Annotated in this window: 21 protein-coding genes, 1 rRNA gene and 1 riboswitch; of the genes, 18 read left to right on the forward strand and 4 right to left on the reverse strand. The window is 47.6% G+C overall.

The window, feature by feature from the left end; all coding sequences use genetic code 11:
- Positions 1 to 92, forward strand: a 5S ribosomal RNA gene (gene rrf, locus J2Z65_RS31325); the annotation flags it as partial.
- Positions 93 to 695: 603 nt separating this feature from the next.
- Here rrf and J2Z65_RS31330 read toward each other — a convergent pair.
- The gene (locus tag J2Z65_RS31330) at positions 696 to 1,229 is read right to left on the reverse strand and encodes a hypothetical protein (protein WP_167059065.1); all 534 of its coding nucleotides are present in this window, start codon (positions 1,227 to 1,229) and stop codon (positions 696 to 698) included.
- A 136-nt stretch (positions 1,230 to 1,365) separates the two neighbouring features.
- Between J2Z65_RS31330 and J2Z65_RS31335 the strand changes: the two genes are divergently transcribed.
- The 10 genes from J2Z65_RS31335 (at position 1,366) to rsmI (ending at position 8,724) form a co-directional block, all read left to right on the forward strand.
- Entirely contained in the window at positions 1,366 to 1,566 is a 201-nt protein-coding gene (locus tag J2Z65_RS31335; RefSeq protein WP_167059067.1) for a sigma factor G inhibitor Gin, read from the forward strand.
- Positions 1,567 to 1,662: 96 nt separating this feature from the next.
- Positions 1,663 to 3,174: an aminotransferase class I/II-fold pyridoxal phosphate-dependent enzyme gene (locus J2Z65_RS31340; RefSeq protein WP_167059069.1), complete on the forward strand. Its 1,512-nt coding sequence runs from the start codon at positions 1,663 to 1,665 to the stop codon at positions 3,172 to 3,174.
- A 40-nt stretch (positions 3,175 to 3,214) separates the two neighbouring features.
- Positions 3,215 to 3,871, forward strand: coding sequence for a dTMP kinase (tmk, locus tag J2Z65_RS31345; RefSeq protein WP_167059070.1), 657 nt, complete (start codon positions 3,215 to 3,217; stop codon positions 3,869 to 3,871).
- Positions 3,872 to 3,935: 64 nt separating this feature from the next.
- Positions 3,936 to 4,265: a cyclic-di-AMP receptor gene (locus J2Z65_RS31350; protein ID WP_079417169.1), complete on the forward strand. Its 330-nt coding sequence runs from the start codon at positions 3,936 to 3,938 to the stop codon at positions 4,263 to 4,265.
- A 33-nt stretch (positions 4,266 to 4,298) separates the two neighbouring features.
- Positions 4,299 to 4,745 (forward strand): YaaR family protein, encoded by a 447-nt coding sequence (locus J2Z65_RS31355; protein WP_167059072.1) that lies wholly within the window; start codon positions 4,299 to 4,301, stop codon positions 4,743 to 4,745.
- A 16-nt stretch (positions 4,746 to 4,761) separates the two neighbouring features.
- Entirely contained in the window at positions 4,762 to 5,739 is a 978-nt protein-coding gene (gene holB / locus J2Z65_RS31360; protein WP_167059074.1) for a DNA polymerase III subunit delta', read from the forward strand.
- A gap of 1 nt (position 5,740) precedes the next feature.
- Positions 5,741 to 6,544, forward strand: coding sequence for a PSP1 domain-containing protein (locus J2Z65_RS31365; RefSeq protein ID WP_167059077.1), 804 nt, complete (start codon positions 5,741 to 5,743; stop codon positions 6,542 to 6,544).
- 59 nt (positions 6,545 to 6,603) lie between these two features.
- Positions 6,604 to 6,945: a DNA replication initiation control protein YabA gene (gene yabA, locus J2Z65_RS31370; RefSeq protein WP_167059080.1), complete on the forward strand. Its 342-nt coding sequence runs from the start codon at positions 6,604 to 6,606 to the stop codon at positions 6,943 to 6,945.
- 82 nt (positions 6,946 to 7,027) lie between these two features.
- Positions 7,028 to 7,783, forward strand: a complete 756-nt coding sequence (locus tag J2Z65_RS31375; protein ID WP_167059082.1) for a tRNA1(Val) (adenine(37)-N6)-methyltransferase — start codon at positions 7,028 to 7,030, stop codon at positions 7,781 to 7,783.
- A gap of 53 nt (positions 7,784 to 7,836) precedes the next feature.
- On the forward strand, positions 7,837 to 8,724 hold the full coding sequence (gene rsmI, locus J2Z65_RS31380) for a 16S rRNA (cytidine(1402)-2'-O)-methyltransferase (protein WP_167059085.1): 888 nt from the start codon (positions 7,837 to 7,839) through the stop codon (positions 8,722 to 8,724).
- 436 nt (positions 8,725 to 9,160) lie between these two features.
- Here rsmI and J2Z65_RS31385 read toward each other — a convergent pair whose 3' ends face one another.
- Positions 9,161 to 9,415, reverse strand: a complete 255-nt coding sequence (locus tag J2Z65_RS31385) for an AbrB/MazE/SpoVT family DNA-binding domain-containing protein (RefSeq protein WP_127457122.1) — start codon at positions 9,413 to 9,415, stop codon at positions 9,161 to 9,163.
- Between the two features lie 371 nt (positions 9,416 to 9,786).
- Between J2Z65_RS31385 and J2Z65_RS31390 the strand changes: the two genes are divergently transcribed.
- Positions 9,787 to 11,064, forward strand: a complete 1,278-nt coding sequence (locus tag J2Z65_RS31390; protein WP_167059088.1) for an HD domain-containing protein — start codon at positions 9,787 to 9,789, stop codon at positions 11,062 to 11,064.
- A gap of 34 nt (positions 11,065 to 11,098) precedes the next feature.
- A complete protein-coding gene (locus J2Z65_RS31395) occupies positions 11,099 to 11,866 on the forward strand; it encodes a TatD family hydrolase (RefSeq protein ID WP_167059091.1) in 768 nt (255 codons plus the stop codon).
- Here the strand turns inward: J2Z65_RS31395 and J2Z65_RS31400 are convergent.
- On the reverse strand, positions 11,852 to 13,084 hold the full coding sequence (locus J2Z65_RS31400) for an ABC transporter permease (protein WP_167059094.1): 1,233 nt from the start codon (positions 13,082 to 13,084) through the stop codon (positions 11,852 to 11,854). The genes J2Z65_RS31395 and J2Z65_RS31400 overlap by 15 nt on opposite strands.
- Complete coding sequence (locus tag J2Z65_RS31405) at positions 13,081 to 13,824, reverse strand: ABC transporter ATP-binding protein (RefSeq protein WP_167059097.1); 744 nt, start codon at positions 13,822 to 13,824, stop codon at positions 13,081 to 13,083. Before J2Z65_RS31405 ends, J2Z65_RS31400 begins: the two co-directional genes overlap by 4 nt.
- Positions 13,825 to 14,106: 282 nt before the next feature.
- A riboswitch (cyclic di-AMP (ydaO/yuaA leader) is annotated at positions 14,107 to 14,298 on the forward strand.
- Between the two features lie 292 nt (positions 14,299 to 14,590).
- On the opposite strand from J2Z65_RS31405, the gene J2Z65_RS31410 reads away from it, so the two are divergent.
- From J2Z65_RS31410 to veg, 5 genes are all read left to right on the forward strand, one after another.
- Positions 14,591 to 15,730, forward strand: coding sequence for a ubiquitin-like domain-containing protein (locus J2Z65_RS31410; protein ID WP_167059099.1), 1,140 nt, complete (start codon positions 14,591 to 14,593; stop codon positions 15,728 to 15,730).
- Positions 15,731 to 15,846: 116 nt separating this feature from the next.
- Positions 15,847 to 16,389: a ribonuclease M5 gene (gene rnmV / locus J2Z65_RS31415; protein WP_167059103.1), complete on the forward strand. Its 543-nt coding sequence runs from the start codon at positions 15,847 to 15,849 to the stop codon at positions 16,387 to 16,389.
- Between the two features lie 36 nt (positions 16,390 to 16,425).
- Entirely contained in the window at positions 16,426 to 17,334 is a 909-nt protein-coding gene (gene rsmA, locus J2Z65_RS31420) for a 16S rRNA (adenine(1518)-N(6)/adenine(1519)-N(6))-dimethyltransferase RsmA (RefSeq protein WP_167059106.1), read from the forward strand.
- 55 nt (positions 17,335 to 17,389) lie between these two features.
- Positions 17,390 to 18,265, forward strand: coding sequence for a sporulation peptidase YabG (gene yabG, locus J2Z65_RS31425; RefSeq protein WP_167059109.1), 876 nt, complete (start codon positions 17,390 to 17,392; stop codon positions 18,263 to 18,265).
- Positions 18,266 to 18,526: 261 nt separating this feature from the next.
- Positions 18,527 to 18,802, forward strand: coding sequence for a biofilm formation stimulator Veg (veg, locus tag J2Z65_RS31430; RefSeq protein ID WP_028557365.1), 276 nt, complete (start codon positions 18,527 to 18,529; stop codon positions 18,800 to 18,802).
- The last annotated feature ends 141 nt before the right edge of the window (positions 18,803 to 18,943 follow it).

The following is an 18,943-nucleotide window of genomic DNA, read 5'->3' on the forward strand; positions in this document are numbered from 1 at the left end:
CACGCGTTCCCATCTCGAACACGACCGTTAAGCCCTCCAGCGTCGATGGTACTTGAACCGCAGGGTTCTGGGAGAGTAGAACGTTGCCAAGCACAGAATAAAAGCCTTTTTGAGAGAAATCTCAGAAAGGCTTTTTTTATATGTTGGAATATATACGTTGCTGGCTACAGGATGAGCGTAGCGTAGCTTAATCCATGTTCATACGGCAGCGTTGGTTCAATGTCTAGGGGAGGTAGGGGAACTATAGTACGGCTAATTTGTCGAATATAGTCCTTTGAGCGGAGGGAGTGGGTTACTAGGGTTCCGCTATTTTGCCCTGATGGACAGAGAACTGGACGATTGGGGTGAAATAAGCCCCTGTAGTTCCCCTTAGATCCTCGGATTCTCGCTTTTCGCATAAATAAGGGAACGAAGTTCCTTTATTTGTAGATAAGAAAGTATAAGTTTTATACTTTTGCTTCGCATCTACCTTGACAAACGCGCTCGTCCTAAAAGGACGACGAAGTCGTTTATCTTTGAGAACGTAGCATCAATGCGCTCATCCGAGCACAGTTGTTCCACGCACACTATTAGTTGTGGTCGGTGTAAGCTGCAGAAAGTGCATCAAAATCAGCATTAAAGCCAGCTGAAAAGCTCTTAAGCATTCAAATTCCGCACTTTTTGCAGTCATCACGGGGAAAGGGAAGGTTTGCTATTTATTGCAAGTAGCAGGACGTCTCTTTCTCGGTAATTTTCATTAAACCAGCTTTGCGGTAAGGACGAAGTCGGAATAGCAACCATAGTCGCGGCATGAGCATCCAAATGTGAAAGATCAGAAGATGGATCAACCATGAGGCCGGTATCCAGGGGTATAGCAGTAAAATTATGGAGAGGCCGATCCAAAATAAGTGCAGCTGTATTTTGGTTACTAGTCGAACCGATGCATTGCCGTCAGGAAGTGAGCCGCACCAGAAAACTCCCCAACGATAGGACCAGCCTCTCATAGCCATGCCAATAGTGAATTGGAAGTAAGTCCGAACGAGAAGCGTTTGAAAGACGAGCACGAGCGGATAGCTAACTAAAATTGGGAGCCAATTGGTGGGGTCAAACTTCAAAAGTACGGCCAAAGCTAAGAGCAGGAGTAGAAAGTAAAGGATTTTTTTATACAAAGAATGATAAATGCGCTTCACTAATGTATAGCTATAAATAGTAGATTGTTTGGAGAGATTTGCTTCTTGTTTCGTTGACATGCTGATGACCTCCGTAAGCCGGTTAACCTGATATAGAGGTAATATCGGCACTTTCCTTCCAAAATATGAGCGTTTAGCTAGTTTAGGAGAAACGAGATTCGGATATACTAGTAGTAAAAGCACATGGGGTGATCATATGGAGGAGAACCGATTTGGGATATGTATGATCTGTGAGCAGCAGCGTATTGGCGGCATTCATATTATAACAGCTTTCATTTGTGATGAATGCAGCGGTGAGATTGTCAAAACGAATGTGAATGATCAGAAATATCCATTCTTTGTGAAACAGATGAGAAAAGCTTTTTACACAGGAAACTCAAAACAGTATATGAACTAAATGGGAGAAGCTTCTGTCCGGAAGCTTTTTTGTTTTTTTTGTGTCAATCCACTACTATAAGGGTATTAAGTAGAAAGTTCAAGGAGTCCAATACGAATGAGCAGCAGTAAATGTTCTGGAAATCAGTTTAAAGCGCCGCTCTATGAGGCGATGGTGGCTCATCAAGCTAAGAATCCGGTAAGCCTGCACGTGCCAGGTCATAAATCCGGACAAGGTTTACTGGATGAAGGGGCATCTTTTTTGGGAAATGTAATGTCGATCGATTATACGGAAATTACAGGGCTCGATGATTTACATCACGCGGAAGGCGTAATTATGGAGGCAGAGAGGTTAGCGGCGGCCTGCTTTGGGGCAGAGGAAACACACTTTCTCATAGGCGGCAGCACGGTTGGTAACCTTGCCATGATTTTGGCAGTTTGCGAAAAGGATAATGTCATTCTTGTCCAAAGAAATGTACATAAATCAGTCATTCACGGGTTAAGTTTAGCTGGAGCAAGAGCTGTGTTTATTGCCCCGTCTATTGATCCCGTGTCGGGTATTGCGACAAGCGTCTCTATCGAAGCAGTAAAACAGGCATTAAAACAGTATCCAGAGGCGAGAGCCCTGTTCTTGACCAACCCCAATTATTATGGAATGGGCGTCACTTTAGCCCCTTTTGCAGAACTGATGCATGCTCAGGGGAAAATGCTTTTGGTTGATGAGGCGCATGGCGCTCACTATGGTTTTCATCCGGAGCTGCCGGCTTCGGCTTTATCTCAAGGGGCTGATGCTGTTGTGCAATCCACGCATAAAATGCTGACCGCGATGACGATGGGAGCGATGCTGCATCTGCAAGGACCGCGTATTAACCGCAGCGCAGTCCGCAGGGTGCTTGGAATGCTTCAGAGTTCAAGCCCCTCGTACCCCATTATGGCTTCCCTTGATCTGGCGCGTAAAAGAATGCATACAGAAGGGGGTCGCTGGCTAACAGAAGGGATTGCCCTTGTAAAAGAATTCAGATCTCTGCTGGACGAAATGAACAGGTTTCATTATTTCCCAAGGGAGTTTCCGTTGCATTCGAGCCAAGGGTATGAAACCGCGGATCCATTCAAAGTGTCCATTGTTGATGATACGGATGCTTTAACCGCGACTGAGCTCAAAGAGCGATTAGAGGCTCAGGACATTTATGCAGAAATGACGGATGGCCGCCACGTGCTGTTTGTTTTCACACCGGCATCAAGCCGAGCCGACGTGTTAAGGGTGGCAGGCGCGTTAGCCAACATTTGTTTAGACGTTCCGGCGCAAAAGAAGGAACTTCAGGAGCCCATCTCGAATATACTTAAATTACCCTACTACACACAAATTTCTTCACCGATTGCTTTTGATATGAGAGAAATCTCTAGAGGGGAGCGGACGGAGGAGGATTTTCGTAAGATAAGCGTTCAGGATGCTATTGGACAGAAATCTGCGGATATGGTGATCCCGTATCCACCAGGAATTCCTTATCTATACCCGGGTGAAGTTATTTCCGCTACGGTGGCTGAAGCATTACTACAATTAGCGTCAAACGGAATCAAGTTTCAAGGTACAGAATTTGGTCAGACACACAAGTTAAAGGTATACACATAAACTATTATATGGACTGGTAAAGCAGCACGCAGGAGGAAGAGTGAACGGAATATTCATTACTTTTGAAGGGCCGGACGGATCCGGCAAAACGACACAGCTTAAGAAATTAGGTGAGGAACTTAAGAAATTAGGACATGATGTTCTCGTGACGAGAGAACCGGGCGGAACGGCGATCAGCGATAAGATTCGCAGTATTATTCTTGATCCTGTGAACAAAGAAATGGTGGATCAAGCGGAAGTTCTCCTGTATGCGGCATCCCGAGCGCAGCATGTGCATCAGTTGATTTTACCGGCGCTAGAGGCTGGCCGCATTGTCCTGTGTGATCGATTCATCGATGCAAGTGTCGCTTATCAGGGTTACGGTCTTGGCGTAGAGGTTGAGCAGGTCAAAGCCATTTCACGCTATGCTAGCTCAGGGTTAGAAGCAACACGAACGTTCATTCTGGATGTACCCGTAGAAGTCAGCATGGCTCGATTACATCAGAGAGCATCGGGGGCAAGTACGGCTGCGGAGCAGTTGGATCGCATTGAACAGAAGCATGTGGACTATCACAGCCGGGTGAGAGAAGGGTTCCACCAGATTGCGTCCGACCATCCTGACCGTGTAAGAGTAATAAACGCTAACCGTAGTGTAGAGGAGATTGCAGACGATATTTGGAGTCAGTGTAACCGTTTGCTCGAGGAGCATTTTGCTTAAGGAACATTTTTCCCTGTAAAGCAGAAAATCCATTCTTAGTTTATAATAAGAGGAGGCAACCCCTATGAAACTAGTCGTAGCCGTTGTACAAGATAAGGACAGTAACCGTCTCTCCAATGCTTTAATCAAGGAAGGGTTTCGCGCGACGAAGCTGGCAAGTACAGGCGGGTTTTTACGCGCAGGAAATACCACTTTTATGATTGGTACGGAAGATGAGAGAGTGCAAGAGGTTATGCAGGTGATTCGCGCCAATTGCAAAATTCGGGAACAACTTGTTACGCCGGTTTCTCCGATGGGAGGAACGACAGATTCTTACATTCCTTTCCCAGTGGAAGTGCAAGTGGGTGGAGCCGCGGTTTTCGTATTGCCGGTTGAACGTTTCGAGCATTACTAATCTACACTAGACCTATACAAGGATGGATGCGTCTTGAAAATTAATCCGGGGTGGCAGCCCATTGGTAAAAACGTCAAGGTGAATGAGAACGTCCCGCCGCCACAGATGGCCCCCCGGAGTTTCTCTGACATTATGCAGCAGCAGGATGAGAAGTTTACGCAGGAGCAATTATCCAAAATGGTGCAGCAGATTACGCTGCAAGGCGACCGTCTATCGCGGGCGATGACGGTGAGAGAGCTTCTTCAGTATAAATTGCTCATTAAGCAATTTTTGGAGGAAACGGCTCGCCGGGGTGTAAATTTACGAGATACGAAGGGCTGGGATCGTCGGGGCCGTTCGAAACGATATAAGCTTTTGGAAGAAATCGACCAGGAACTGCTCTCTTTTGCGGATGAATTGCTGGAGAGTGAGCAGGGTCGTATTGAGATTTTGCAAAAAATCGGAGAAATCCGAGGTATGCTGATTAATTTGTTATTTTAGGATGGTGCCATAACGAATGTCCTTCCAAACCATACCGGGGCAAGCAGCGGCGAAGCAACTTCTGCAGAACGGATTGCGACAAGACAAGCTGTCTCACGCCTATATATTCAGCGGACCTGTTGGGACAGGGCGTTCACAAATGGCGATAGCCTTGGCGAAAGCGATTTATTGTCAGCACGGAACGGATGACGCTTGCGGAGAGTGTTTGGAGTGCCGTAAGGTGGAGCATAGCAATCATCCGGATCTGCACATCGTTGCACCTGAAGGAGCTTCGATTAAGATTGAGCAAATTCGTGAGCTTCAGAAAGAGTTCGCTTATCGCGCGACAGCTTCCGGCACGAAAATATATATTCTGCACCATGCAGAAAAAATGACGGTACAGGCGGCTAACAGTCTTCTGAAATTCCTGGAAGAGCCGACGTCCCGAGTAGTTGCTATTCTAATCACGGAGAATGGGAATGCCCTGCTGCCGACGATTCAATCGCGGGCTCAGTGGATTCAATTTACGCCGATGCCGCGGGAGCAAATGGTATTAACGCTCCTGGAAGAGGGTTTTCCGGCTGCGCTTGTGCAGCCTGCAGCGCAATTAACGGCAGGATTACAGGCAGCTAGGGAGCTAATCGGTGCGAATTGGTTTGCAGAAATGAGAACCGTAATGTTACAATTAGCGAAGGAGACGCTCACACGTTTTCCTACTTCTATGATTACGGTTCAACAACGAATTGTGAAAACAGAACTTGCTGAACACATGTCGAGTCTTTTCGACTTGTTGATTCTCTGGTTTAAAGATATGGTGCAGCTGCGCCTTGAGCGCAGGGACAGGCTTGTATATAATGACCAGCTGGACTGGATGAGCTCCCTCGCGTTCAGTCGGGATGTCTCAGTCTGGGTGCGTATGATGGAGCAAGCCGTAGAATTACAAAAGCGACTGCGCTTCAACGCCAACTCTCAGCTGGTTATAGAGAAAATGCTCGTGGAGATGCAGGGGGTGTAAGATGTATTCGGTTGTAGGCGTCCGCTTCAAAAAAGCGGGTAAAATATATTATTTCGATCCGATCGATTTGCCGATCGAGAAAGAAAGTGCCGTTATTGTTGAAACCGCTCGCGGTGTGGAATACGGCAAAGTGGTTGTAGGCAAAAAGAACGTCAAAGAGAATGATGTCGTTCTTCCACTTAAAAAGGTCATACGCATAGCGGATGATTCGGATGCGGATTTGGTTGAAGAGAATAAAAAAGCAGCCAAGGATGCCTTCCAAACGTGCCACGACAAGATAAGAGATCATAGTCTTAAGATGAAGCTTGTCGACGTAGAGTATACCTTTGACCGCAATAAAATTATTTTTTATTTTACCGCTGAGGGGCGCGTTGATTTCCGTGAACTCGTGAAAGATTTGGCGAGTATTTTCCGGACAAGAATCGAACTGCGTCAAATTGGCGTGCGGGATGAAGCAAAGATGTTAGGCGGTATTGGTCCGTGTGGGCGGATTTTATGCTGTTCGTCGTTTTTAGGTGACTTTGAGCCTGTTTCAATTAAAATGGCCAAAGATCAGAACTTATCACTGAATCCGACGAAAATTTCAGGTTTATGCGGCCGATTAATGTGCTGCTTGAAGTACGAACACGATAATTATGAAAGTGCGAAGGACTCGTTGCCAACCGTTGGTAGGCATGTGATCACTTCTTTTGGTAATGGTAAGGTTCTAGGGTTAAATATCAGTGAGCGTACCGCGAAGGTTCAATTATTCGACCTTGGTAAAGCACTTGATTTACCTTTCGATGATGTAGTTGAACAAGAGTAGCGGCAAAGGATCCAAGGAGGCGCTGGCCAGTAAGCATGCATGGCACTAGAGGTGAAAGCGTGGATAAACAAGATATTTTTGGACAAATAGATGGGATCGAGGAACGAATGGGTGCCACTTATGCCGAGTTGGGTGTCTTAAAGAAACAAATCATTATACTCATCGAAGAAAACAAGAGACTAAGCATAGAAAATCAGCAGCTGCGCAAACTGATTCGACAAGAGGAAACGACGGTCGAACAGCCTGTCGGGGCGGCAGAGGAAACGGTTTCGTTACCGGGAGCCGGATATGATAATTTGACCCGCTTGTACAATGAAGGGTTTCATATTTGCAATGTGTATTACGGGCACCTTCGGACCGAGGGAGATTGTTTGTTTTGCTTATCCTTTTTAAATAAATAAATGTGTTTGACCGTAGGGGTGTATGCCTTACGGTTTTTTTCCATAGATGAGCAAGATCTAGAAAGGGAATGAAGAATTGCGTATGGTGCCTTTGCGACAGACCGAAAGAATTGATGATTTATTAACTTATGACTTAAAAATAATCCAAAGCGAGGAAGTATTCAGCTTTTCGCTGGATGCCGTCCTGCTGGGGCGTTTTTGCAGCTTGCCGCCGAAGGGGCGAGTGATCGACTTGTGTACCGGCAACGGCGTCGTTCCGCTGCTCTTATCCACCCGAACCCGCGCTGATATCTGGGGGGTCGAAATTCAGGAACGGCTTGCGGATATGGCGGTTCGCAATGCGCTGCTCAATGATTTGGGAGACAGGCTGCATATGATACAAGGCGACCTGAAGACGATTCATGAGACGCTGGGGCACGGCAAATTCGATGCGGTAACGGTGAATCCGCCATATTTGCCCGTCCCTAACGGCGAGCAGAATGTGAATGAACATTTTGCGGCAGCGCGTCATGAAATTTACTGCAACCTGGAAGATGTGATTTCAGCATGTGCGAAGTTGGTCAAAGCAGGCGGCAAAGTGGCGATGGTGCACCGGGCAACGCGTCTGGTGGATATTATCTGCTTAATGAGGAAGTACCGGCTGGAGCCGAAACGGATTCGCTATGTGCATGCACGGGCAGGGGAAGAGGCAATGATGGTGCTGATTGAAGGGATGAAGGATGGCAAACCTGAAATTCGTACGCTGCCTCCGCTTATCGTTTACGATGAGAATCAGGAATACTGTAAAGAACTGAAGGAAATTTACTATGGGGGCAGGGCTTCCTTAGAGTTTTCGTAAGAATAATATTAGTATGTATGGAAGCATATGACTAAAGTGAAGAGGGACAAACAGTGGGCTTAAATGTGCAAAAAAGTTATCGCGAGGATGGAAATGCTGCTGGCACGCTCTATTTGGTGGCCACACCAATCGGCAACCTTGAAGACATGACCTTCCGGGCGATCCGCATCCTGAAGGAAGTAAGTCTGATTGCCGCGGAAGATACGCGGCAAACGCGCAAGCTGCTGACGCACTTCGAGGTCGCTACGCGACTCGTCAGCTATCACGAACACAACAAGCAAGCAAGCGGCCCCGAGCTCGTCCGCTTGCTGCTTGAAGGGCAGAGCATCGCGCTGGTCAGCGATGCGGGACTGCCGGCCATCTCCGATCCAGGTTATGACCTGGTGAGGATGGCCGTGGAGCAGGGCGTGCCGGTGGTGCCGATCCCCGGTGCGAATGCGGCCCTGTCGGCGCTGATTGCATCAGGCCTGCCGACAGAAAGATTCACCTTCGTTGGATTTCTCCCCCGGGAGAAAAAGGATCAGACGAAGGTGCTGGAAGGGCTGCAGCACGTGCAGGACACGCTGCTGTTCTATGAGTCGCCGCACCGCGTCGACAAAACACTTACCCGCATGGCGGAAGTGTGGGGGCCGGAGCGCCGGGTCTGTCTCGCCCGCGAGCTGACGAAGCGGTACGAGGAGTTTCTGCGGGGTACGATCGCAGAGTGCCTCGAACATCTCGCGCAGCACCCACCACAGGGCGAGTACTGCGTGATCGCCGAAGGCGCGTCGGCAGAAAGCGCGAAGCAAGCCGCTGACGGATGGTGGGAGGCGATGACGCTGGGCGAGCATGTCGAGCACTACGAGGGGCTGGGCAGCGATCGGAAGGAAGCGATGAAGCAGGCAGCGAGTGATCGCGGGCTTTCCAAGCGCGATGTATATAACGCATTGCTCGAGCGCTAACGCGCGCGAGCATGTCTTAGTTAGGCTGCCGCTGGGCATCTGGCTTTTTGCTGAATGCTGACAATACCATTGCCTCATTAAAGGAACTACAAGTCGCTATTGTGGCAAAGGGCGGGGATTTGGCTGCTGGCGGGGAACTGCAGGGCCATATTCTTTCGGAGTGAACCGGAGATCAGCCCGAAACCACGGAATAGAGGATCCTCGTTCCCCTTCCCTGGCGAATAAGGGTGTTTCTGGGGGAAATAGCGCCCTGTAGTTCCTCTAACAGGCTCGAAGTAAGTTTGAAATGGCAGCGGGGCTCACGTGCCAGAAAGGTCCAGACAAAAAAAGATCTCTAATCCGTGGCCGAAGCCAACAAATTAGAGATTAGAGGAGATATGAAAAAGGTTAGAATTACCAATAGGATAAGTGCTACTTCTATTATATACTATTTTTCTTATTTTGTCACAGGTGTTGGCATTTCTGCTAAACAAATATGACAAACAATTTTTCCCTTAAAGTAAGAAACGCCTTCAGCGTTGCCACAGAAGATACAAGCAGGCTCATATTTCTTAAGCATGATGCGCTCGCCATCTACATAAATTTCCAGAGCGTCCTTCTCGCCAATACCAAGTGTGCGGCGAAGTTCAATTGGAATAACTACACGCCCCAATTCGTCAACTTTTCTAACAATGCCCGTAGATTTCATCATATATATAAACCCCTTTCGATTTTATAAAAATTTTATCAATATCGTCATGTTTCGACATATCTTCTTGACTAATGATACCAACCATTCCCAAAATAGTCAACCATATTTTCGCGATTTTATGCATGAAAGTCATTATTTTTTTTATTCTAATTACGGAGGGAAAGAAGCGGAAACCCCTTTAGAATAGGGAGTTGTAAACAATATATTACTTTTGGTTTCTTAAAAAAGGATAAAGATACCAATGGAAATCCAAGGGCTAAATGATGAGAAAACTGGGAGATTGAATTCGACAAAATACGACATTAAGTGTCGAAGTGATGGAGCTGAATGTCGAAAGGATGTAGAATTAAACAAAGAAAGGTTGTGAACAGATGAAGGAAGAAAAAGTTTTCAAAGATCCGGTTCATAAATATATTTACGTGCAGGATGCCACGATATGGGATTTGATCAATACGCGAGAATTCCAGAGGCTGCGCCGGATTCGGCAATTAGGCACCTCCTATCTAACTTTTCATGGCGCTGAGCATAGCCGGTTCTCTCACTCGCTTGGCGTTTACGAGATCACGCGCAAAATCATTTCTCAATTCGAACGCAATCAATATGAAGACTGGCCGAAGGAAGAGCGGCTGCTATGTCTTTGTGCGGCGCTGCTGCACGATCTGGGGCATGGACCTTTTTCCCATTCCATTGAGAAGGCTTTCGGAACGCGGCATGAGGATTGGTCTTGTAAAATTGTGCTTGGAGACACGGAAGTCAATAAAGTACTCCGCCGGGTTTCTCCTGATTTTCCGAAACAAGTGGCAGGTGTCATTTGCAAATCCTACAATGAAGAAATTGTTGTCAGCCTAGTATCGTCACAATTGGACGCTGATCGTATGGACTACCTACTGAGAGATGCCTATTTCACAGGTGTTAATTACGGTACGTTCGATCTGGAGCGGATACTGCGCGTCATTCGGCCCTACCGTGGGCATATTGTGGTTAAAGAGAGCGGCATGCATGCGGTTGAAGACTATTTAATGTCTCGTTATCAAATGTATTGGCAGGTCTATTTCCATCCGGTGACACGGAGTGCGGAAATTTTGCTGCATAAAATCTTTGCACGAGCCAAACATTTATACGAAGACAACTATACATTTGGTTTTATGACGGATCCCATTCTTCATCTCATTCAGAATAAAATTTCACTCGAAGATTATTTGTTGCTGGATGAGTCTGTGATGCAGGCGATGTTAACGTTTTGGATGAACGAGAAGGACATGATTTTGAGCGATATGTGCAAGCGGTTTTTGGACCGTAAACTATACAAATACAGTACCTTTGATGGGTCGAATCAGCGGTTGATTCAGCTTATGGAGAACGTAATGGCGGAGGTCGGCTTTGACCCGATCTATTACATGGAAATTGATTTCCCATCGAATCAATCCTATGATGTGTACAGACCAGGGGAAACGGAAGATAATTTGCCGATACTTCTTTTGGATCATAAGGAAGCGTTAACTGAAATCACCCATAGGTCGGAGATCGTTCAATCTATTAGCGGCTTCCAAATGGGGAAGCATCATGTTTATTACCCTGAGGAATTGCTGGAGCGACTGAATGCAGCCCAATATCCGGAATTATGGGAGCTGCTTGGCGAACAAGATTAATCCATCATACATAAGAGATAGTAAGGAGAAGAACATGCTGACAGATTCACACACACATTTAAATGCGGAACAATTTCAAGAAGATCAGGACGAGGTCATACAGCGAGCACGTGATGCTGGCGTTACTAGAATGGTGAATGTAGGATTTAACCGGGAGACCATTCCCAGTTCGATTGCCCTTGCCGAGAAATACGATTTTATCTATTCAACGGTAGGTTGGCATCCTGTCGACGCCATTGATATGATGCCGGGGGATTTGGAATGGATCGAAACGTTGTGTAAACATGAGAAAGTGGTGGCCATCGGAGAAATCGGACTGGATTACTATTGGGACAAGTCGCCTAAAGACGTACAGCAGCGGGTTTTTCGGGAGCAAATCAGGCTGGCGCGAAAGCTTCAAATGCCTATCGTGATTCATAACCGGGATGCTCATCACGATATTTTGACCATTTTAAAAGAAGAGAAAGCCGCGGAAGTCGGAGGAATTATGCACTGTTTTTCAGGAAGTTGGGAGACAGCAAAGCAATGCCTGGATATGAATTTCCATATCTCCTTCGGAGGACCAGTAACCTTCAAAAACGCAAAACAGCCGAAGGAAGTGCTGGCGCAGGTTCCGTTAGACCGCTTATTAATTGAGACGGATGCTCCTTACTTGACCCCGCACCCTTTCCGCGGCAAGCGCAATGAATCGGCTTATGTTCGATTGGTTGCCGAAACAGCCGCGGAAATTAAGGGCTTGAGTCTGGAGGAGCTTGCAGAAATAACGACAAAGAACGCCATTGCCTTGTTAGGTCTCAAGTAAAGCGTTCTTTGCGAATTTGCGTCGAAGCATAATTCCGCAGCTTAACGAGATGAACGCTAGACCGATAAGCGGCACCGTGAAATAGATGGGTGAAGAACGTATCAACAACGGGATCGATAGAATGCACAACTCCAAAAGTAAGACGGACCAGATGATGAAGGCCAGAGAGCCGGCTTTCAACTGACGGTCAAGCGGGTACATTTCCACCCAAAATGTATAGCGGTGTGCGCGCTCAAGCGGTACGAGTTGAACCATTGAGATGATCAAAGCAATAAAGAAGATGAGTAGGCGAGCTGTTCCACTGCTTGAAACGGCTATGGCTAACGCTCCCAGCAAGGAGATACGAAGCACAATTGTGAATAGCTCAGTACGCAATAATGTCTTCATATATATGTACAAATAAGCTGCATCTTGTTTAAAAGGAATAAATTTGGTAACCCCGCTGATCCAGCTTCGGCGGGTTATTCGCGTTCCCAGCTGCGGAACATCAACAAACCAGTTGAAGAAGGCATAAAGCCGCGCCTGTTGCTGCTTTTCCTTGGCGATGAGATAGTCCCAGCCGATGAGGTATTTGGATACGTAGTGAGTAGCCGTTAGCCAAGCCAAAGTGAGAATGAGAGCCGCACTGCTTGCCCAAAGCACACTAGTCAGGAATTGCAGAGAAACCAGAGCGGTCGTTGCGATCCAGCGAAAGCTAACGGATGCCATTCTCGCGCGTTCATTCGTGAATCGGCTTTCCTGCCAGCTAGCCAACAAATTGGCTACCTTCATTAATAGAAGAAAGGCGAGCATCCATAAGAAATGCTGTTCAGCATGGCCGAGACAGTGATGGTATAAAGGCCATAACACGACCCACGCCAGAAAAGTCCAAAATGCTTGCAGCGTTAAGCTGTACATCATTCCGCCGCGGAAGTAAGGGCCCATTTGATGTTCGATACGCAGTAAAAACATGCGGTCTGCGCTTCTGGCTAAGGTGCGGATCGGACTTGAGGATATCAAAGGAACGAGAAGCAGCAGAACGATCCACAGATAAGGATAATCTGTCGGAAGGCGCTGTAGTATTTTTGCATAATAATAGGAAGAAAGGATGACAAGAAACAACAGGAAGCCGAAAAAGTTGCTGCGCGCCGCATACTGCAGATAGCCCATGGATTCCTTCATATAATGTTCAAACCTTTGCTGCCACAAGGTGCGGGTATTCATGACCATTGCTTTCATACCTGATCCCCTTTTACCAGCTTATAAAAGATGTCGTCCAGTGACGCTTGTTGGAGTCCGGTTTGCTGACGCAATTCGACTAAATCGCCCTGAGCAACCATATGTCCCTTGTGCAGGACGACGTAGTTATCGCAATATTTTTCAATTGTAGACAAAATATGCGAGGATATGAGAAAAGATGCGCCTTGACGCTTCATTTTGACCATTAACTCCAGCAATGAGCGAATCGCTAACGGATCGAGTCCGAGGAAAGGTTCATCAATGATGTACAGAGAGGGTTCGATCAGAAAGGCATTCATAATCATAACCTTTTGCTTCATTCCTTTTGATAAATGGCTGGCGAAGGAGTTCAGCTTGTCCTGCATGTCAAACTGGGCGAGCAGCACTTGTGACCGGGAGAGATAGTCTTCTCTCGACAAGCCGTAAGCCATGGCCGTTAGCTCTAGGTGCTCGCGAATCGTAAGCTCTTCATATAGCTCCGGACTTTCAGGTACATAGGCGTAAGTTGCCCGATAAGGCAATGGGTCCTCTGCTAATGTTAAGCCGTTGATTTTAATCGAACCTTTTTGCGGTTGAAGCAGACCGAGGATGTTTTTGATTGTCGTACTTTTGCCTGCGCCGTTCAATCCGATTAGCCCCATCATCTCACCCTGGCGAATCGAAAACGTGAGGTCATGGAGAACTGGTTTATTGGGTAAATATCCTCCGAATAAAGAGTCAACTTGTAAAATGGACCCCATCTCATTGCCTCCCTAAATATCTAATTATTGGTATTTAAACATAGGTTTCATTCACGATAAGTATAAACAAATTTGGTTTCGAAGCCTAGTTTAGGAGTGAAAACAAGAAGAAAATTAGTATTCGTACGTTATAGTGAGATAAATGTAGATAAAAGGTGGTTTTATTTTAAAAATAAACGATTTTTAGTTGATTTAGCCCTTTTTAGTAGGTGTTAATCCCTTTACAGGTAGAGATTAACAGCGTAATATACTTTTCATAATAACTTAATAACCAATTTGCCATTTTTCCATTCGCTGAGTTCCAATTATGGGAACGGGGGAACCACTGTAAGCTTACGAAGCGGTATCGCTGATGGAGTGAACAGAGTGTGTAACAGGGGTGAATCTTGGACGTTAACGGAAGTTGCGTCTGAGTAGGGCGACTCTCACGTCCGAATCCGTCAGCTAACCTCGTAAGCGTAAGAGAGGTAACGATTGTCGTGCGTGCTATTTGTGTATTTTACTATGCAAACTAAGCCAGCGAGAAGAGTCCTCTTCTTGCTGGCTTTTTATCTCCATAAGGACCTTTAAACTGTTTCGGACAACTAATCATAGCCCGGAATTCATAGGATGTTGAATAGGCAAAGCGGGGTGGGACGACCGGAACGCAGCGGGCTTGAGCGCAGCTGCCGAGGGAGAACACGTTAAGTTAAATTAAAAACCTTAGTCGCGTCAAATTTAATCATGCTGTAACCTGGCGGCGAGGCTTTGAAGGAGGACCGAAGAAGTGGGCAGTATCTCTTTTAGCGAGACCCATGTAAAACGATCATCCAGCATGTCCTTCGCATTGCGATGGAAGCATGAAAACTTGCGTTTGATTTTAAGCCTGTCTATAATCTCAATCGCAATGACTTTCATGTTTTTGGTGTTGTTGTACGGTACGGCTACCAAGAGCGTATCCGTGGTTGTGAATGGACAAGAAACCGTTGTGCACACGAAGCAATGGGTCCTGCAACGCCTACTGGATGAACAAGCCATAAAGATTGGTGAACACGATGAAATTTCTGCAGAGCCTACAGCTACAATCAAGGGCGGGGACAAATTCGTCATCGAGCAAGCTTCTCCAATTCAATTGACTGCTGATGGAAAGACCACCACTGTTTACACAACTGCAAGAACGGTTGAAAGTGCATTGCAACGTTTACATATTGCACTTGGGGAGCAGGATAAGCTGACTCCCGAACCGACTGCCCCTCTTAGCACAGGCGATGAAATCAAAATCGTTCGTGTGAAAAAAGAGACGGAAGAAGTAACAGAGCCGATTGCGTTCGATACGGAAAAGAAGAATGATGCATCGCTGCTTAAAGGTAAAGAGCAAATCGTTCAAGAGGGTAAAGAGGGCGTACTTCTGAAAAAGAAAGAGAAGACTTACGAAGATGGCGTGTTAGTCGCAGAAGCTGTTGTGGGTCAAGAAGTACAGCAAGAAAGTATTAATAAAGTCGTGTCCGTAGGCACGAAGAATCCCGTTGTTGTTCTATCGGCATCATCTCCTAGCGTGGATGAGGTCTCTAAGAATGGTGTGACATTTGGGTATAAACAAATCTTGAAGAATGTGAAGTTGACCGCCTATTCAGCGGGCGTTGATTCGACAGGAAAATCCGAAGGATCGCCTGGATACGGTAAGACGTATACGGGGACAACGGTGACTGAGGGCAGGACGATTGCGGTTGATCCGAAGGTTATCCCACTGGGTTGGTGGGTTTACATTGAGGGCGTTGGTTTCCGCCGTGCTGAAGACATTGGCAGTGGTGTGAAAGGCCAAATGATTGACGTATACTTTGAAGATCATGGCTATGCCAACAAATTCGGAACGAAGCAAGGGTACACGGTCTATGTCGTAGGACCGAAAAAACCGTCTGAAAATTAACGTGTAAACGTCTGTTTCAGCGGGAACAATGTCATTATACGTTGCCAGGCAAGCTGCCTGGGCGAAAGAAGAGGGGTTCCCTCTTCTTTTTCTGCGTACTGGGAAGGGAACTCATTATGATTAAAGAAGTCATCGTCGTCGAGGGCAAGGACGATACGGCTGCCATTCGCCGAGCAGTCGAGGCGGATACGATAGAGACAGGCGGCTCTGCCATCGGGCAAGCCGTATTGAAACGAATAGCCCTCGCGCAGCAGCGCAGAGGCGTCATTATTTTTACCGATCCGGATCATGCAGGCGAGCGGATTCGAAAGATTGTAGCCGCCAAGGTGCCGGGCTGCAAGCATGCCTTTATCACGCAGGAGCAGGCCGAGTATAAAGGCGACATTGGCGTGGAGAATGCGATGCCGGAGACGATCCGGCAGGCGCTCCAAAACCTTCGGACAGAGTACGAAGGGGTGGTTTCACAGCTCGCCATGAACGATCTCATGGCCGCAGGTTTGATTGTTCACCCCGAGGCGGCATCCCGCCGGCTTGTTGTGGGCAATGCGCTTGGCATTGGCTATTGCAATGGCAAGCAGTTTTATAAGCGGTGTGCGATGTTCCAGATCTCACGTGAAGAGTTTGAAGCAGCGTTGGAGCATTTGGAAGGGAATATATAGTAAACTCAGAACCTATAGATAAATGAGGGCTACAAGATGAATATACCCGGCAATGAAGTGATTGTAACAGCGGAAGACGTAGCAACACCAAGTAAGACAAAGCAAATCATTAAGAAGCATAATCTCGTGCTTAAAAAGAGTCTGGGTCAGAACTTCTTGATTGACCAGAACATCCTGAGCAAGATCGTCTCCGCTGCTGAGTTGGGACCGAACAAGGGGGCGCTCGAGGTCGGCCCTGGCATTGGGGCGCTCACGCAGCAGTTGGCCAAGCTCGCAGGGCGCGTTCTGGCCGTGGAGATCGATCAGCGTCTGCTGCCTATTCTAGGCGAGACGCTGGAGCCGTATCCCCATGCGAGTGTCGTCCACGGGGATATTTTGAAGACGGACCTGCCTGAGTTGTTCCGGCAGCATTTTGCGGGCTTGGAGGGCGTTAGCGTCGTCGCCAACCTGCCGTACTACATCACGACGCCGATCATAATGAAGCTTCTGGAAGAGAAGCTTCCTTTGGAGAATATCGTCGTGATGATTCAAAAAGAGGTGGCCGACCGCATGGCGGCTCGTCCGGGCACCAAAGATTACGGCAGCCTCAGCATTGCCGTGCAGTTCCACTGCGAGCCGGAGCTCGTCACGATCGTGCCGCGCACCGTCTTTGTGCCGCAGCCGAACGTCGATTCCGCCGTGATCCGGCTGCGTGTGCGCAAAACTCCGCCGGTCGAGGTGGCGGACGTGGACTTCTTCTTTGCCGTCGTCCAAGCGTCCTTCGTCCAGCGGCGCAAAACCTTGTACAATAACCTGGCGGCGCGGTTCTTCACCAAAGAAAACAAAGCTGAGCTGGAAGCGCTGCTCCACGGCTGCGACATTGAGCCTTCGCGCCGCGGCGAAACGCTCAGCATGGAAGAGTTCGCGCGCTTATCGACAGCGCTGCGCGCGCACGGCTGCAAATAACCCGCACCAAATGCCCAGTCCCGCCATAGGATGACCCTAGGAGGGGATTTGTGCGATGAGGCAAGGAGACTTTGTAACCCGTAAATCCTATGGCGGCGACGTCATGTTTAAGATTGAACGCATTGATCAGCTGAAGGCCATCCTGCGAGGTGTCGATTATAGACTGCTTGCAGATGCACCTTTAGTAGACTTAACACTGACCAACCCGGCAGAGGCGATAGACCATCCTAGGTCGAGCTCGCCTGAATTTCGTGAGTCATTGCGAAGGCTGGCGGTATCCCAAGTGCAGCTGCAGGAGAAGAACCAATTATCCGTCACCCATAATCAAAAGGTGAATCCGGGGTATTTTGAAGTTCCTGGTAAAGTGCTGCATTTGGATGGTGATCCGACCTATCTGCGTAAAAGCATGCAGCTCTATGGTGAGCTTCGCGTGCCGGCAGAGGGCTTTTACATTCCAGAATCCCAGATGGCCGATGCGCTTCACCGGCTGCTTCCGCAAATTAAGCCGGATATTGTCGTTATCACAGGGCATGACGGAATACTTAAGCATCGTAAAGCCACAGGACCTAGCGGTTTGGCCAGCTATAAGAATTCACAGAACTTCGTGAACGCCGTACAGATCGCCCGGCAGTATGAACGCAACCGCGACGCGATGATTATTGTGGCTGGCGCTTGCCAGTCTCATTTTGAGGCCCTGCTTCGGGCGGGCGCCAATTTCGCGAGCTCGCCTGCGCGTATCCTTATCCATGCCTTAGACCCGCTTTGCATCGCGGCAAAGTTATCGTACACTTCCGTGAAGGAGACGATCTCCATGCTCGATATCATGGACTTGACCGTAACGGGGCTTGACGGGCTAGGCGGGGTGGAGACGCGTGGAAGCTATCGCATGGGCGTTCCGGGTATTCAACAACATACGGAGGAGCATGTGTAATTCAGTGCTCATAGGCGATTTAAAGAACACTTGCCTGCTGCTTTCCTCTTTGAGAGGAGGGCATCGGGGGAGTGTTCTTTTTTTATTGGAAAAGTGTGAATAAATTGCGAACTTTGGAGACAACCTGTACAATGGGGAATTCGGAAATTAGGTGAAAATGCCGTTGACAACTGGTTTGTGGTGCTGATATAATATTTGACCCTGTTTGACATGCTTGTCAGGATGGGTTATAATTAACAAGGAAAGAGGTGGTAGTTGACAATGGCAAAAAATGCGCTATTGGAAATCAAACGCAGTTTGGAGCCCCACGTCGGGCAGAAGATCATGTTGAGAGCGAATGGTGGCCGTCGAAAGACTGTCGAGCGTTCCGGTGTTTTAGAAGAAACCTACCCTTCTGTGTTTATCGTGAAGCTTGACCAAGAATCACACGCCTTTAAACGAGTGTCTTACAGCTACGCCGACATCCTTACCGAATCTGTTGAAGTTACGGTGTGCAATGATGATGGCCAGGTTCGTATCACCTATATCCAACATTAAGCTTAATAAGTTTCTATATGAGCAGACCTGAGGGTCTGTTTTTGCATTTGAATGGTCCTGGTGCGACTGGGCATACTAACCTTACTTTATGCTTATGCTGCCAGCTTTACTTAGTCAAAGCACATGCTAAGCGCAGGAACA

The sequence above is a fragment of the Paenibacillus aceris genome (assembly GCF_017874035.1).
GTDB classification, from domain to species: Bacteria; Bacillota; Bacilli; order Paenibacillales; family NBRC-103111; genus Paenibacillus_E; species Paenibacillus_E aceris.